9 protein-coding genes and 1 tRNA gene are annotated in these 14,613 nt (G+C 70.0%); 2 read left to right on the forward strand and 8 right to left on the reverse strand.

Annotated features, from left to right (window positions below):
• Positions 1-832 (reverse strand): D-alanyl-D-alanine carboxypeptidase (locus tag ACY45C_RS01360; RefSeq protein ID WP_462185857.1); only part of this gene is annotated, 832 nt, incomplete at its 3' end.
• Positions 833-1,327: 495 nt separating this feature from the next.
• Between ACY45C_RS01360 and ACY45C_RS01365 the strand changes: the two genes are divergently transcribed.
• On the forward strand, positions 1,328-1,867 hold the full coding sequence (locus ACY45C_RS01365; RefSeq protein ID WP_462185870.1) for an inorganic diphosphatase: 540 nt from the start codon (positions 1,328-1,330) through the stop codon (positions 1,865-1,867).
• A gap of 178 nt (positions 1,868-2,045) precedes the next feature.
• Here the strand turns inward: ACY45C_RS01365 and ACY45C_RS01370 are convergent.
• A tRNA-Thr gene (locus tag ACY45C_RS01370) sits at positions 2,046-2,117 on the reverse strand.
• Between the two features lie 331 nt (positions 2,118-2,448).
• Between ACY45C_RS01370 and ACY45C_RS01375 the strand changes: the two genes are divergently transcribed.
• A complete protein-coding gene (locus ACY45C_RS01375) occupies positions 2,449-3,183 on the forward strand; it encodes a response regulator transcription factor (RefSeq protein WP_462185858.1) in 735 nt (244 codons plus the stop codon).
• On the opposite strand, the gene ACY45C_RS01380 is transcribed toward ACY45C_RS01375, so the two are convergent.
• The 6 genes from ACY45C_RS01380 to ACY45C_RS01405 form a co-directional block, all read right to left on the reverse strand.
• On the reverse strand, positions 3,165-4,094 hold the full coding sequence (locus ACY45C_RS01380; RefSeq protein ID WP_462185871.1) for a PSP1 domain-containing protein: 930 nt from the start codon (positions 4,092-4,094) through the stop codon (positions 3,165-3,167). The genes ACY45C_RS01375 and ACY45C_RS01380 overlap by 19 nt on opposite strands.
• Positions 4,095-4,264: 170 nt before the next feature.
• A complete protein-coding gene (locus tag ACY45C_RS01385) occupies positions 4,265-5,509 on the reverse strand; it encodes a DNA polymerase III subunit delta' (RefSeq protein WP_462185859.1) in 1,245 nt (414 codons plus the stop codon).
• A 57-nt stretch (positions 5,510-5,566) separates the two neighbouring features.
• Positions 5,567-7,555 carry a dTMP kinase gene (gene tmk / locus ACY45C_RS01390; protein ID WP_462185872.1) on the reverse strand — a complete coding sequence of 663 codons (1,989 nt, stop codon included), beginning with the start codon at positions 7,553-7,555 and terminating at the stop codon, positions 5,567-5,569.
• A gap of 371 nt (positions 7,556-7,926) precedes the next feature.
• Complete coding sequence (gene topA, locus ACY45C_RS01395) at positions 7,927-11,064, reverse strand: type I DNA topoisomerase (protein WP_462185860.1); 3,138 nt, start codon at positions 11,062-11,064, stop codon at positions 7,927-7,929.
• A gap of 457 nt (positions 11,065-11,521) precedes the next feature.
• Positions 11,522-13,861: a sodium-translocating pyrophosphatase gene (locus ACY45C_RS01400; protein WP_462185861.1), complete on the reverse strand. Its 2,340-nt coding sequence runs from the start codon at positions 13,859-13,861 to the stop codon at positions 11,522-11,524.
• Between the two features lie 517 nt (positions 13,862-14,378).
• Positions 14,379-14,613 (reverse strand): ATP-binding protein (locus ACY45C_RS01405; RefSeq protein ID WP_462185862.1); only part of this gene is annotated, 235 nt, incomplete at its 5' end.

Genomic DNA, 14,613 nt, shown 5'->3' on the forward strand with positions numbered 1-14,613 from the left:
CCGCCGCGACCCGCTGCGCGGCCGGGTCCGCCGGGCCGGTGGCCACCGATCCGACGGATATTCCGGCGGTCGTGAGCGCCGCGGCGAAGGCCGTGGTCGCGGCGGCGGCCGGGGTGGGGCTGCGCGGTCCGGCGGCTCCCGGTGCCGACCGTCCGGCGTCGACCTCCAGCGCCGAGACCGGGGCGACGTCCCCGTCGGTCACGTAGTTGTCGCGCCATCCCGGCGCCCGGTCCGGACCGACGAACAGCCCTCCGTCGCCGATCACCCGAGCCGCCGAGGTGATACCCGCGGCCCGGACCTGAGCGGCGAGATCGCTCAGCCGGGCCAGGGCCGGATAGCCGTCGGGCGCGGTGGAGGCGGTCAGGGTCGGATCCCCGCCGCCGACGAGCCACAGTGTTCCGCCTGATGTGCGGGCGTTCCCGCCCGCGGGCGGGCTGTAGACCACCGTGGTCCGCAGCCGGTCGTCGGGGAAGGTGGTCAACGCGGCGGTGGCGACCGCGGTTTTCAACGTGGAGGCCGGTGCCACGGGGATGCGGGACCGGACGTCAAGGAGCACCCGACCCGACTGCGCGTCGACGACGAAGGCCGCGGGCCGCGCCAGGACGGGATCACCCAGCGGACCGGCGAGGCGGGCCGCCACCGCCGCGGGCTGCGGGATCGGCGCGGCCGGATCGAGACCGCCGAGTACCGCGGTGCCCGCGCGGTCGGACCCGCTGCCGGCGAGCTCCGCGGCTGACCCGGTGGTGGGACCGAGGGACAGGGACCCGGCGAGCAGCGCGCCGGCCAGGGCGGTGAGCCCCCCTACCCGGGCGACCGGTGCGGCTGACGTCACTAACCGACACTACGCAACCAGCGGGCGGTCGGCGACGGCGCGCCGGGTGAACCCGGATCCGTCGCCGCGGGCATGCCCGGCGGTGTCCCGCCGCGGTAGGACACCAGGGTTTGCGGCGGGATACCAGAGGTGTCGTGCCGGCGGGCGGCACTGGTACGAAGAACGCCCCACCGGGCGTGTCGCCGGTGGCCATCATGGTTCCGGTGCCCGGGAGATCCGGCGGTGGAAACGTGGTGGTGTCGACGGTGCGGTTCGGGTGGGAGGCGGCGTCCGCGACACTAGGTGCGCCGTCGTGGGTGTGATGCCTCGTTGCGGTCACTGGAGTGGGTGGCCCGCGCCCCGGGCGGGGCACATCCGCCGCCTGGCAGAGCACGACGTACGGCACGAGCACGACGTACTGCGCCATGAGCACGGCACGGCTTGAACGAGCACCATGTGACAAACGGCGATCGCCTCGGTGCGGACCGGGCGAAGACGAAGGAGACAGGGAGCGGAGTGGACCTTGAGTTCGATGTGACCATCGAGATCCCCAAGGGGCAGCGCAACAAGTACGAGATGGATCACCACACCGGCCGTATCCGGCTTGACCGGATGCTGTTCACCTCCACCCACTACCCGTCGGACTACGGGTTCATTGAGGGAACCCTCGGGCGCGACGGTGATCCGTTGGACGCCCTCGTCCTGCTGGAGGAGCCGACGTTCCCGGGCTGCCTGGTGCGGTGCCGGACGATCGGCATGTTCGAGATGACCGACGAGAAGGGCCCGGACGACAAGGTTCTCTGCGTGCCGGTGGCCGACGTCCGGCAGGAGCACCTGCGGGATCTGCGGCACCTGCCGGAGTTCGACCGGTTGGAGATCCAGCACTTCTTCGAGGTCTACAAGGACCTCGAGCCCGGTAAGTCGGTGGAGGGCGCCTCCTGGGTGGACCGCAAGGAGGCTGAGCGGGAGATCCTGGCGTCCATCAAGCGGCTGCGCGAGGCGGAGGCCGGGGAGGCGGACGGGCACGACCAAGAGGCCGAACCCAGGTCGGCCTGATCCCTCCGTCCGGTTTGTGGTATCCGTAACGACCTGTCCCACGTCCCAAGCGGGGTGGGACAGGTTCAGGAACCCACGGGACGAGCCCGGAGCGATGCAAGTTGACAGGTCATGGACCGGTGAGCTGTGAGACCATGATCCCTGTTAACTGGGCCATGCCCTGGTGGGAGGGGGAGCGAGCCGGAGGCGGGGATTGAACCCGCGACCTATCGCTTACGAGGCGATTGCTCTGCCACTGAGCTACTCCGGCGAACGGCCAGGATCGCACTGGCCCGGGTCGAGTATGCCAGATGCGTGGGCGGGCTCGACCCGGCGGTGGTCCGGTGGTTGTGCGCGGGCCGAGATGCCCGCCGTCGCCCCGGATCCCAGCCCTCCACGGTGACGCCACCAGTGGCGGGCACGGTTTGGAAGGCCTCCGTCTCGGGCTGTCATGGTGAGGGATGCGCTATGTCGCCAAAATGGCCCTGAGTCGGCAAATTATTCGCTTTATGTCACATTTAGCTAGCTTTGGATGCTGCAACACCGTAAATCACCACCCCCGGTCGCAGTGGTTCCGGTGAGGATGCGTAGGGTTTCGCACCATGACCGGGGCCGGAGACGCTGCACCAGCAGTGACGACGCGAGGAGCCTCGCTCCTCGTCGCTGAGGACGATGAGGCATCTCGCATAGCACTTGCGCGCAGTCTGGAGAGATTCGGTTATCGGGTGCTGGAGGCCGCGGACGGCGAGGCCGCTCTTCGGCTCTTCCAGACCACCGAGATCGATCTGGTGGTGCTGGATGTCGCGATGCCCAGGATGGACGGCTTCGCCGTCCTGAGCCACCTCCGCCAGACCAGCGAGGTTCCGGTGATCATGCTCACCGGGCGGGCCGAGGAGGTCGACCGGGTGGTCGGCCTCGAGCTGGGCGCGGACGACTACGTCGTGAAGCCCTACTCGCTGCGAGAACTGGTGGCCAGGGTGCGTGCCCGGCTTCGCCGGCGGCCGGCGGAACCGCCGCCGCAGCGCACCGGGGACGGCAGCGACCCGCTCGTCTACGGAGACGTCTCCATCGACCTGCGGGCCCGCGAGGTCGCCGTCGCCGGGGAGCGCATCGATCTGACCGCGCGCGAGTACGAGCTGCTGGCCTTCCTCGCCCGGCATCCTCGGCGGGTCTTCAGCCGGGAGGAACTCCTCGAGCAGGTGTGGGGCACGCGGTTCCAGGACCCCGCCACCGTCACCGAGCACGTCCGGCGGGTACGAACCAAGGTCGAGGGTCGTCCACCGCAGCGCCGGCTGGTCACGACCCTGCGCGGGATGGGCTACCGCTTCGACCCGTGACGTCCTCCCCGCCGGGCCGTCGTTTCCCCGCCGGCTGTCGCATCCCCGCCGGCTGTAGAGGTGCTGTCCGGGGGGGAGCATCCCGCTGGGCCGCCGGGGTAGGCGGCGTCGTGGACCTGCCGGGAGGCGCAGGCATCCGCGCGGTCGCACGAGGTCCGGCCCCCGCCGTCGAGAACCACGACCACCTGCTGGCGCGGAACATCGTGCCGCACGACCCGGCCCGCACCGTGTGGGGTCGTCGCCCGGTCTCCGACCGCGGGCACGGCTTCGGCGAACTCCTCGTAGAGGGGATGTTCGTAACGCAGGCAGCACATCAGCCGGCCGCAGGACCCGCTGATGCGCATCGGATTGAGGGCGAGGTTCTGCTCCTTGGCCATCCGCAGGCTCACCGGCTCGAAGTCGTTGAGAAAAGTAGCGCAGCACAGGTCGCGGCCGCAGGAACCGATCCCGCCTTGAACCCGGGCGCTGTCGCGGGCGGACAGTTGCCGTAGCTGGACCCGTGCCGCCAGCGTCCGGTTGAGATCCCGTACCAGCTCACGGAAGTCGACGCGGCCCTCCGCGCTGAAGTAGACTGTGTAGCCGCCGGTGGCCATCACGTGGTCGACGTCGACAATCTTTATCGGCAGGTCATGCTCACGGGCTAGGCGACGGGCCGCGACGCGCGCCCGGGCGCGCCGGCGCCGGGAGACCTGCTCGCGCTGGATGTCGGACGCGTCGGCCATCCCGACGAGCACCGGCAGGTCGCCGATGTCGTCGCTGACCCACTGGGGCGCCCACATGCAGGTGGCGACCTCGGGGCCCTCCTCGCTGGGGACGAGCACCCGGTCGCCGACCCGGGGGCTGCAGGAACCAGGATCGGCATAGTAGAGCTTGCCTCGTGGGGAGAACGCCACCGCGCACATCATCGGCATCCGACCGGTCACCTCCCTGCGCCCGCCCGCCGGGTCCCGCCCGGGCGGACATGGTCGAACGGCATGTCCGCGTCGCGATCAGGATATGCCCGGCCTTCCGCCCAGACAGGCCATTACGCCGGTTCGTCCCCACCGCCGGTCGCGGGTCGCGGATTGCGGGTTGCCGGTCGTCAGGCGTCGCGTAGTGCGAGGGTGAGCGACTCCACCGCGAGCAGCGGGACGAGACCGGGATTCCTGGCCAGCGACGCCCGGGTCGTGAGGACGGCCTCCAGCCGGCGCAGTGTCTGTTCCGGAGTGGAGGCCGCGGCGTATCCGGCGGCCTCGACGCAGTGATCAGGATTGATCGCGTCGACGCCGGCGCCGAGCTGTTGGACCAGGACATCCCGGTACAGCCCCGCGAGGTCCACCAGGGCTCGGTCCAGTGCATCGAGGACGGTGCGGCGACCTCGGCTCTTCTGGGTTCGCTCCAGCTCCTTGAGCGCCCTCGCGGCACCCCGCACCACCATCGTCCGGCCCTTGGCCCCCGCCTTCGGGGCCCGCGCGGACCTGGACTTCCCGCCGACCGCCGTGGCACCGACGCCGAGTGCGGTCTTCAGCGCCTCGGTCTCCACCTCGTCGCGTTCCGCATTCGAGGCCTCCGCGTCGGCGTTCGCCGCGTTCACCAGATCGGCCGCCGCGGCCAGGCAGCCACCGACCTGGCCGAGCCGGGCCGGGATACGCAACACCGCCGCCCGGTTGGCCCGGACCCGCTCATCCGTGGCGAGCCGGCGCGCCAGGGCCAGATGGCCCTGGGAAGCTCGCGCCGCCGTCTCGGCGACCTGCTCGTCGATTCCCTCGCGAACCAGCGCGTCGCGGACGTCCGCGGCCGAGGGCAGCCGTAGCGCGACCGTCCGGCAGCGGGAACGGATGGTGGGCAGCACGTCCTCCACGGAGGGGGCGCAGAGCAGGAACACCGCCCGATCCGCCGGCTCCTCGAGGGCCTTGAGCAGGGCGTTCGCCGCGGCCTCGGTGAGCCGGTCCGCATCGGTGATCAGCAGGATGCGCCAGCGGCCGGCCGTCGGGGCGCTGGCAGCGTCGCGTACCAGCGCGCGCACGTCCTTCACGCCGAGCGAGAGCCCCTCCGGCTGCACGGTTCGCAGATCGGTGGCCGTGTCGGTGAGCACGGTGTGGCAGCCGGTGCACTCGCCGCAGCCCGGCGGCTCGTTCTCGCAGGTGAGGCTTGCGGCGAAGGCACGCGCCGCGTCCTGGTGACCTGCCCCGGCGGGTCCGGTGAACAGCCACGAGTGCGTCATCCCGGCACGGGCAGCGGCCGGCGCGCCGCCTCCACTCGCGAGCCCGGCACTCGCGGCGGACGCCGCGGCGCTCAGCATCGCGACCACCGCGTCCTGCCCGACGAGCGTCTCCCAGATCGTCACTGGGCCATCATCCCCAAGCCGCATCGGTCCGGAGCGCGTCGGTCCGGAGCGCGTCGGTCAGAGCACACCGAGCGGGACGGCCAGCCGATCGATGCGGCTGGCCATGAACGAGCGGATCTCGGCGTGGATCTCCTCCGGTGACCGCGTCGCGTCGAGCGGAAGATAACGATCGGGCTCCTTCTGCGCCAGCCGGCGGAACGCCTCGCGTACCCGGCCATGGAAGGTCGACTTCCCGGCGTCGTCCGCCTCGGCCGGGCCGTCCGGCGGCCCCGGCGGCGGACCGGGATACGCGGCCATCCGCATGCGGCGCAGGACGATCTCTGCCGGCAGATCCAACAGGACCGTGACGTCGGGAAGCAGCGCGTGCGTCGCCCACTGGGCGAGGACGGACAGCTCGTCGGTGCCGATGGCCCGGCTCACGCTCTGGAAGGCGATGAACGAGTCGACGTAACGATCGGTGATGACGATCGCTCCCCGGGCCAGCGCGGGTTCGATCACCCGCGCGACGTGTTCAGCGCGGTCCGCCGCGGTCAGCAGCGCCTCGGTCCGGGCGTGCAGCCGTACCGTCGGGTCGAGGAGCAGTTCCCGCAGGCCCGCTCCCAGCGCGGTGCCGCCGGATTCGGAGGTCACCACCACCTCCCGGCCGGAGGAGGCGAGCCACGTCCGCAGCAGCTCCACCTGGGTGCTCTTGCCGGCGCCATCGACGCCCTCGATCGCGATGAACAGGCCGGCGTGGCGGGGACGTACGGCCGCCGGCTGCCGGCCGCGCAGCGCGTTCCACAGCTCGGGCCAGACCGCGGCTCCGGTCGGGTCGTCCATCTGCCGATAGGCGAACAGGCCGACCGCGACGGCGAGCAGCCCGCCGGCGAGCAGGACCGCGGTGACGCCGTCCGCGCGGACGTTGATGTCGCCCCACAGATGGATCTCGTGCGAGCCGATGAGGCCAACGAGCCCGGGCGCGGCGGCGAGCACGAGCAGCAGGTCGATGCGGACCAGCGACTGCACCAGGGCGAAGGTGCGCCCCCGCAGCTCGTCGGAGACCTCGGCTTGGAGCAGGGTGTATCCGGTCACCCAGGCCACGCCGGCGAACGCCCCCACCGCGACCACGAGGATGCAGGCGATGACCAGGTTCGGGATGATCGCGACGATCACCAGGGTGATACCCGCCCCGGTCACGCAGACGCCGAACAGGCGAGTCCGACTGTAGTCGCCGAGCAGCCTGGGACCGGCGGCCATGCCGGCGGCGAGGCCGACGAACACCGCGCCGAAGAGCACCCCGTACGCGGAGTCGCCGCCGCCCAAGATCTCCACGTAGAGCCGGCCGAGGGCGATGACGCAGCCGGCGCCGGCGAACCCGCCCAGGATGCCCACGACGAGTCCGCGGACCAGTTTGTCCTGGCCGACGTAGCGCCATCCCTCGGTGATGGAGGCCAGGAACCCGGGCTCGGGGCCGGTCTCCGGCCGCGCGGCCCGTCCGATGCCCTTCAGTCCCCAGATCACGATTGCCGAGCCGAGGAACGTCGCCGCATTGAAGTACAACGCGAGGTCGAGCGAGGAGTCATGGAAGAACGACACGCTGGAGCCGAGCGTCCGTGAGATCGTCGCAAGCATCGTGAAGATCGTCGCGGCGATCGGGGCCGTGCCGTAAGTCATGATCAGGCTGAGGGTGTTGGCGGCTGCGAGCTGCTTCTTGGGGACCAGGTGCGGGACGCTTGCGTCCTTCGCCGGCGCCCACACCAGGGTGACCGCCTCCACCAGGAACGAGGCGATGAGCAGCCACTCGAGCGTTCCGATGATCGGGATCGACATGAACAGCCCGAACCGCATGACGTCCGTCACGACCATGGTCAGCCGGCGGTCTAGCCTGTCGGCGAGGGCACCGGCGAGTGGGCCCAGGATCAGGGCCGGCATCAACCGGACGATCAGCAGCGAGCCGATGGCGTACGCCTGCCCGGAGAAGCTCTCCTGGAGCTGGGTCACCAGTGCGGTGGTTGCCAGCAGACCCATCCAGTCACCCAGGCTGGACAGGCTGAGCTGAATCCACATCCGGCGGAACGCGGGGATCCGCAGGACGGCACGGATGTCGCTGTCGCCTCCGGCGGCGATGGCGGACGGCAGCGGCGGTGAGGGAACCGTCGTCACCGGATGCCTGCTCGGCGAGCGGTGGGCCCGCGGTCGCCGGACGGGCCGGGGTGGGCGCCGCCCGGCGTCCCGATGCCCGGCTGCATGGTCGGTGGCCACAGGGTCTCCTCCGGACGTCTCGACCGGGGTGGTGGACCTGCCGGTCACATCGGACGGCCCTGTGTCACCAGATGTGGACTCCAAGTCGCCGACAGTGAACGCCGTGACCTCGGAAACCACCCGGGGCGCGTCCGCTTCTCCAGGTTCTCCAGGGCTCCTACCGATCGGCAGCGCCATCAGTCCGTCCGGCGGGTGCCACTGGACGACGAGCTACCGGAGCCATCGGAGCCATCGCCGTCGTCCGTCACCGTCTGGGCGGTCTTGGACCTGGCGGTGCCGGTCTTCGCGGTGCCGGTCTTCGCCGTACCCGGCTTGGCCTTGGTGGTTTTCGGGCCGGTCTTCGCGGTGCCGGTGCCGGTCTTGGCGGTGCCGGCTTTCGCGGTGCCCCGGGCAGAACGCTTCGCGGTGGCCGGTCCGCGGGCCCGACGGTCTGCCAGCAGCTCCGCGGCACGCTCATCGGTGATCGTCTCGACCGTGTCACCCTTGCGCAGACTGGCGTTGGTCTCACCGTCGGTGACGTAGGGGCCGAACCGGCCATCCCGCACCACCATCGGCTTGCCGCTGGCCGGGTCGGTCCCGAGCTCTCGCAGCGGCGGGCTCTGCGCGGCCTGGCGCCGACCGCGGGCCTTGGGCTGGGAGAGCAGCACCAAGGCCTCGTCCAGGGTCACGGTGAACAACTGATCCTCGGATTCCAACGACCGACTTTCGGTGCCTTTCTTCACATATGGGCCATAGCGGCCATTCTGGGCGGTGACCTCCTCCCCGTCCTCCCCCGCACCCAGAATGCGCGGAAGGGTGAGCAACCGCACGGCGTCGTCGAGGGTCAGCGTCTCCAACGACATGCCACGCAGCAGACTGGACGTGCGCGGCGGGTCGGTGTCGGTGGTGACGTAGGGGCCGAAGCGACCCGCCTTCGCCGTGATGGTCGCCCCCGACGCCGGGTCGATTCCCAGCACCCGGTCGCCACTGGGCGCGGCCAGCAGCTCCAGCGCCTTGCCGACGGTGAGTTCGTCCGGTGCGAGATCGTCCGGCACGCTGGCACGGCGTTCCCCGTGCTGGACGTAGGGGCCGTAGCGGCCCACCCGGACGACCAGCAGGGTGCCGTCGTCGGTCTCGCCGAGGGGGATCGAGTTCACCTCGCGGGCGTCGATCTCTCCGAGCCGCTTATTGACCAGATGCTTCAGTCCGTCGGCGGCCGGGTCGGTGCCGTCGCCGGTTCCGAAGTAGAAGCGGGTCAACCAGTCGGTCGGGGCGGCCGTGCCGGCGGCGATGTCGTCGAGGTCGTCCTCCATCGTCGCGGTGAACCGGTAGTCGACCAGCCGGGTGAAGTGGTCCTCCAACAGGCCGACGACAGCGAACGCGACGAAGCTCGGCACCAGGGCCGAGCCCTTCTTCCACACGTAGCCGCGGTCCTGGATGGTGCCGATGATCGAGGCGTAGGTGGACGGCCGACCGATCCCGAGCTCCTCGAGCGTCTTGACCAGGCTGGCCTCGGTGAAGCGCGCCGGCGGGCTGGTGGTGTGCCCGCGGGGGGTCAGCGAGCGGGTGGTCAGTGGGTCGCCTTGGCGTACGTCCGGCAGCCGCCGCTCCCGGTCCTCCAGCTCCGCGTCTGGATCGTCGGCGCCCTCGACGTAGGCGCGCAGGAAGCCGGGGAAGGTGATGACCTTCCCCGATGCCGAGAACTCGGCGTCCTCCCCGGCGGACGAGGTCGCGCCGAGCCGGATCGTGGCGCTCGTGCCGCGGGCGTCCGCCATCTGGCTGGCCACCGTCCGCTGCCAGATCAGTTCGTAGAGCCGGTAGGAGTCGACGTCGAGCTCGCCACGAACCTCACCCGGGGTCCGGAAGTGGTCCCCGGCGGGTCGGATGGCCTCGTGGGCCTCCTGCGCGTTCTTGACCTTCTTGGCGTACGTGCGGGGGCGTGCCGGCACGTACTCCGGCCCGTACAGGCTCGCCGCCTGCGCGCGGGCCGCGGTCAGGGCGGTCTCGGACAGGTTCGTCGAGTCCGTCCGCATGTAGGTGATGTAGCCGTTCTCGTACAGCCGCTGCGCCACCTGCATCGTGCGCTGGCTGGAGAAACGCAGTTTACGGCCGGCCTCCTGCTGCAACGTCGAGGTCATGAAGGGCGGGTACGGCGAACGGCGGTAGGGCTTGGTCTCCACCGAGCGCACCGTGAATGCGGCGTCGGCGAGCCGCTCGGCCAGCGACCGGGCGGCGGCCTCGTCCAGCCGCGTCACCCCGGAGGAGACGAGTTGCCCCGTCGGGGAGAAGTCACGGCCCGTCGCGATCCGGTTGCCGTGCAGGGCGACCAGGGTCGCCGGGAGCGGGGCCTTCTCGACCCCGTCGCCGCGGGCGGATCCGGTGCCGGGTCCGCCCGGCCCGGACCCCGGTGTGCCGTCCGCGTCCGACCACGCCTGGCGGGCGACGGTCGTCCCGAACAGGCCCTCGATGTTCCAGTACTCTGCCGAGCGGAACCGCATCCGGGCACGTTCCCGCTCCACCAGGATGCGGGTCGCCACGCTCTGGACCCGGCCCGCCGACAGCCTCGGCATGACCTTCTTCCACAGTACGGGAGAGACTTCGTAGCCGTAGAGGCGGTCCAGGATGCGACGCGTTTCCTGAGCGTGGACCAGGTTCTTGTCGATCTCGCGCGGATTGTCGACGGCCCGCTGGATCGCCTGGGGGGTGATCTCGTGGAACACCATCCGCTTGACCGGCACCGTCGGCTTCAGCGTCTGGAGCAGATGCCAGGCGATGGCCTCGCCCTCGCGGTCCTCATCCGTCGCGAGGTAGAGCTCGCTGGCGTCTTTCACGAGCGCCTTGAGCTTGCTGACCTGCGGTTTCTTGTCCGGCGTCACGATGTAGAGCGGTTCGAAGTCGTTGTCGACGTCGACGCCGAGCCGAGCCCACGGCTTGCCCTTGTGCGCGGCCGGGACATCGGCGGCACTGCGCGGGAGGTCACGGATGTGCCCGATGCTGGATTCGACCTGCCACCCCGGACCGAGATAGCCGGCGATCGTCTTCGCCTTCGCCGGCGACTCCACGATCACCAGGCGGTTGCCCGGGCCCCGGCCGGAGCCGGTGGCGCGGCTGCCGTGGGCGCCGCTGGCCCCGCCTGAGCCGTTCTCCGAATGGCCAGTCCCCGTTCGCCCGTTCGCCGTCCTGCTGTTTGCCGTCCGGCTGGTGGCGCCGACGGGTACGTCGGCGGATGCCTCGCTCGAGCCGGTCTCCGGCGGGAGCCCGGCCTCGGTGGGCTCGGCGACCGGTGCGGATGACCGCGCGGTCGCCCGTGTCGTCGTCTTCGTGCGCGCTGGCACTTCTCTCCTCGGTGCGACGTGCTCGTTTTAGTGCTCTGTGGGGCGAAAGCGTAGGTTGCTTCTACGGAGCGTAGGTCTCGAACATGGCGGATGTTGCGGAGGCGGAGCGCGTTACTGGATCTGGCGGGGGCGGTACGGGTGTCCGGCGGACGGTGGTCGTGCGGGTGGCGGCCGTCGGAGTGAGAGCGGTGCCTCGCAGCACCGTACGCCGCCATTCCGTCTCGCGGATCCTCCCGTCCCGGTATGGCGACCGTAGCCCGACGCTCACCCACTGCTTCTCCGATCCGATGTGGGTGGCGCGGATGGTCCGCCGGCGCATCACCCGGCCCACGGGCGGTGCCGATCCCGCATCCCGAGGTTCCACCGGTTCCCGAGGTTCCATCGGTGCGAAACAGCGCCGCCGACCCGCGTGGCCTCGTGCGAGCCGCGGGGGTCGGCGGTGACGGAACGATGTGGGTCAGGCGTTGATCTTCTCGCTGAGGGTCGGTGTCGATTGTGTCATAGCGGGCACATCGTTGATCATTGAGCTCCGTCGCTTGGAGATGATGATCACGGCGGCGATGGCGGCGAGGGCGGCGAGGGCGACACCGATGCGCAGCCCCGTGTTCTCGTCCGCGCCCACCGAGTACTTCACGACTGTCGGAGCGATCAACAGGCTGACCAGATTCATCACCTTGAGCAGTGGGTTGATCGAAGGGCCGGCGGTGTCCTTGAATGGATCTCCCACGGTATCGCCGATCACCGTGGCCGCGTGGACCTCCGAACCCTTTCCGCCGTGGTTGCCGTCCTCGACCATCTTCTTCGCGTTATCCCAGGCCCCGCCGGAGTTCGCGAGGAACACGGCCATCAGCACGCCGGCGGCGATGGCGCCGCCGAGGAACGCGCCGAGCGGCGGGTATCCCAGGCCGAAACCGACCGCGATCGGGGCGAGAACCGCCAGCGTCCCCGGTGTAATCAGTTCACGGAGCGAATCGCGGGTGCAGATGTCGACGACCGTACTGTAATCCGGCTTCTCGTCGCCGGTCATGATTCCAGGCCTGGACCGGAACTGGTTGCGCACCTCCAGGACGACCCGCCCGGCCGCGCGGCCCACCGCATTGATCGCGAGCCCGGAGAACAGGAAGACCACGGATGCCCCTATGGTGAGCCCGACCAGCGCGTCGGGGTAGGCGATGTTCAGGCCGCCAACGATGCCCCGACCCGCCTCGGGCAGCGATCCGGCGTCGCGGAGAGCCGTCGTCACGGTGTCGGTGAACGAGCCGAACAGCGCGGAGGCGGCGAGCACCGCGGTGGCGATCGCGATGCCCTTCGTGATCGCCTTGGTGGTGTTGCCGACGGCGTCGAGCGAGGTGAGGATGGCTGCGCCCGCCTCGTCCATGTCGCCGGACATCTCGGCGATGCCCTGCGCGTTGTCGCTCACCGGCCCGAAGGTGTCCATCGAGACGATGACACCCACCGTCGTCAGCAGACCGGTCCCCGCCAGCGCCACCGCGAACAGCGCGATCGTGACGCTGCCGGAGCCGAGCAGGTAGGCGCCGAAGACCGCGGCACCGATGAGAAGCGAAGAATAGACCGCCGACTCCAGACCTACCCCGATTCCGGCGAGGATGTTGGTGGCCGGTCCGGTGAGCGACGCCTTTGCGATGTCCTGCACCGGCCGCCGGCCGGTCTCGGTGAAATACCCGGTGAGCAGCTGGATGGCGGCGGCGAGCACGATCCCGATCAGGACCGCGCCGATCGCGATCACTCGTGGATTGCCAGACTGGGTGCTCCCCTGCATCCCGGGGAAATCGGCGAAGCTCGCCGGGAGGTAGAGCAGCGAGACGGCGACGATGCCGACCGCGGACACCACCGCGGAGATGAAGAAACCCCGGTTGATGGCGGACATTCCGGTGCGGTCACCGGCCCGCGGCGACACCGCGAAGATTCCGATGACCGCGGTCACAACCCCGACCGCTGGGATGAGCAAGGGGAACACCAGGCCGCGTTCGCCGAACGCCTCGACCCCGAGAATCAGTGCCGCGACGAGCGTCACCGCATAGGATTCGAACAGGTCGGCGGCCATGCCGGCGCAGTCGCCGACGTTGTCGCCGACGTTGTCGGCGATCGTCGCGGCGTTGCGGGGATCATCCTCGGGAATCCCCTGTTCCACCTTGCCAACCAGGTCCGCCCCGACATCGGCGGCCTTGGTGAAGATCCCTCCGCCTACTCGCATGAACATCGCGAGCAGAGCGGCGCCGAATCCGAATCCCTCCAGGACCTGGGGGGCGGTGTCCCGGAAGACGAGGACCACAGCCGCCGCCCCCAGGAGCCCGAGACCGACGGTGAACATCCCCACCACCCCGCCGGTGCGGAAGGCGATGCGGACGGCGGCTCGTTCCCCTCGGGTCATGGCGGCGGCCGCGGTGCGGGTGTTGGCCCGGGTCGCCAGCGACATCCCGACGGATCCGACCAACGCGGAGAAGATCGCACCGACCACGAAGAAGATCGACCGACCGATCTTTGCTCCAGTGTTCTCGGCTGGCAGGAGCAGTAGTACGAAGGGGATGACGACGACGAATCCCGCGAGTGTGGTGAACTGCCGTCTGAGATAGGCTTCGGCGCCCTCCTGGACCGCCCGGCCGACCTCCACCATCCTCGGGGTGCCCGGACTCGCCGCCAATACCTCACGAACCAGATAACCGGCAACAAGCAATGCGAGGGCTGCGACTATCGCCACACCGGCGACCAGTCCGAGGGCTCTGCCGCTAAGGTCAATTCCAGCACCCTCGGCCTGTAGGGCTTGGATCGAGGACATGGCTCCTCCCGGTCTGCTCTGTGCGCCCTCCGTGAGGGTGCCGGTGCTCTTGGGCGCCCTCACGGCGGTCGCCACGGCATCGAGACGGTCACGGTCACGCGCCGCATCCGGCGACGCTTTGGGCGAGATCGGCCGATTCTTCCCATTTCTAGACATCTGACCGGTCTCGCGGGGAGCACCAAGGGAATCACGGATGGTTGGATCAGCCGTCCATGAGATGCGGCGGAGTCTATCCACACGTCTGTGACGTGCGCTCGTTTTTCGGTAGCGGCGGCCCGGGTCGCGTGCTCTCGGGTACCTCTCACCGCCCTGGCGATAATCCGGAAACGGGTCGATTCGGGAATATTCGGTGTAAAAAGATCACTTGTGCTATTGCTGACATGGCAGACTGGCGCCGTGGCTCCACCTCAATGTCAGGTTCTAGGTGCCCCGCCTTCGGAACCTGGCGCGGGGCACATGGCGGCACGGTCGGAGGCTGGAACAGTCGCCAGGCCCAGGCAGGGAGACCGGAGAGGTCCTACACCGCGGATTCGCAGGGATCCGATGTGGCGCCGGTGTGCCAGGTCATCGCGACAACCGTACCCACGCCGTCGGGGCCGCGCCTGATCTCGATCTCGTCGACGAGTCCCTCGATGAGGGCGAGTCCGAGCCCCGGTGGGAAACCGGAGTTGTCCTCCGAGAGATCGTCGTCCGCCGGTTCCGCCCAACCTGGCGGCTGAGTCGACTCGGATTCGAGTTCGAGCAGGGTGGTC

The organism is Frankia sp. CcWB2, from assembly GCF_977927585.1.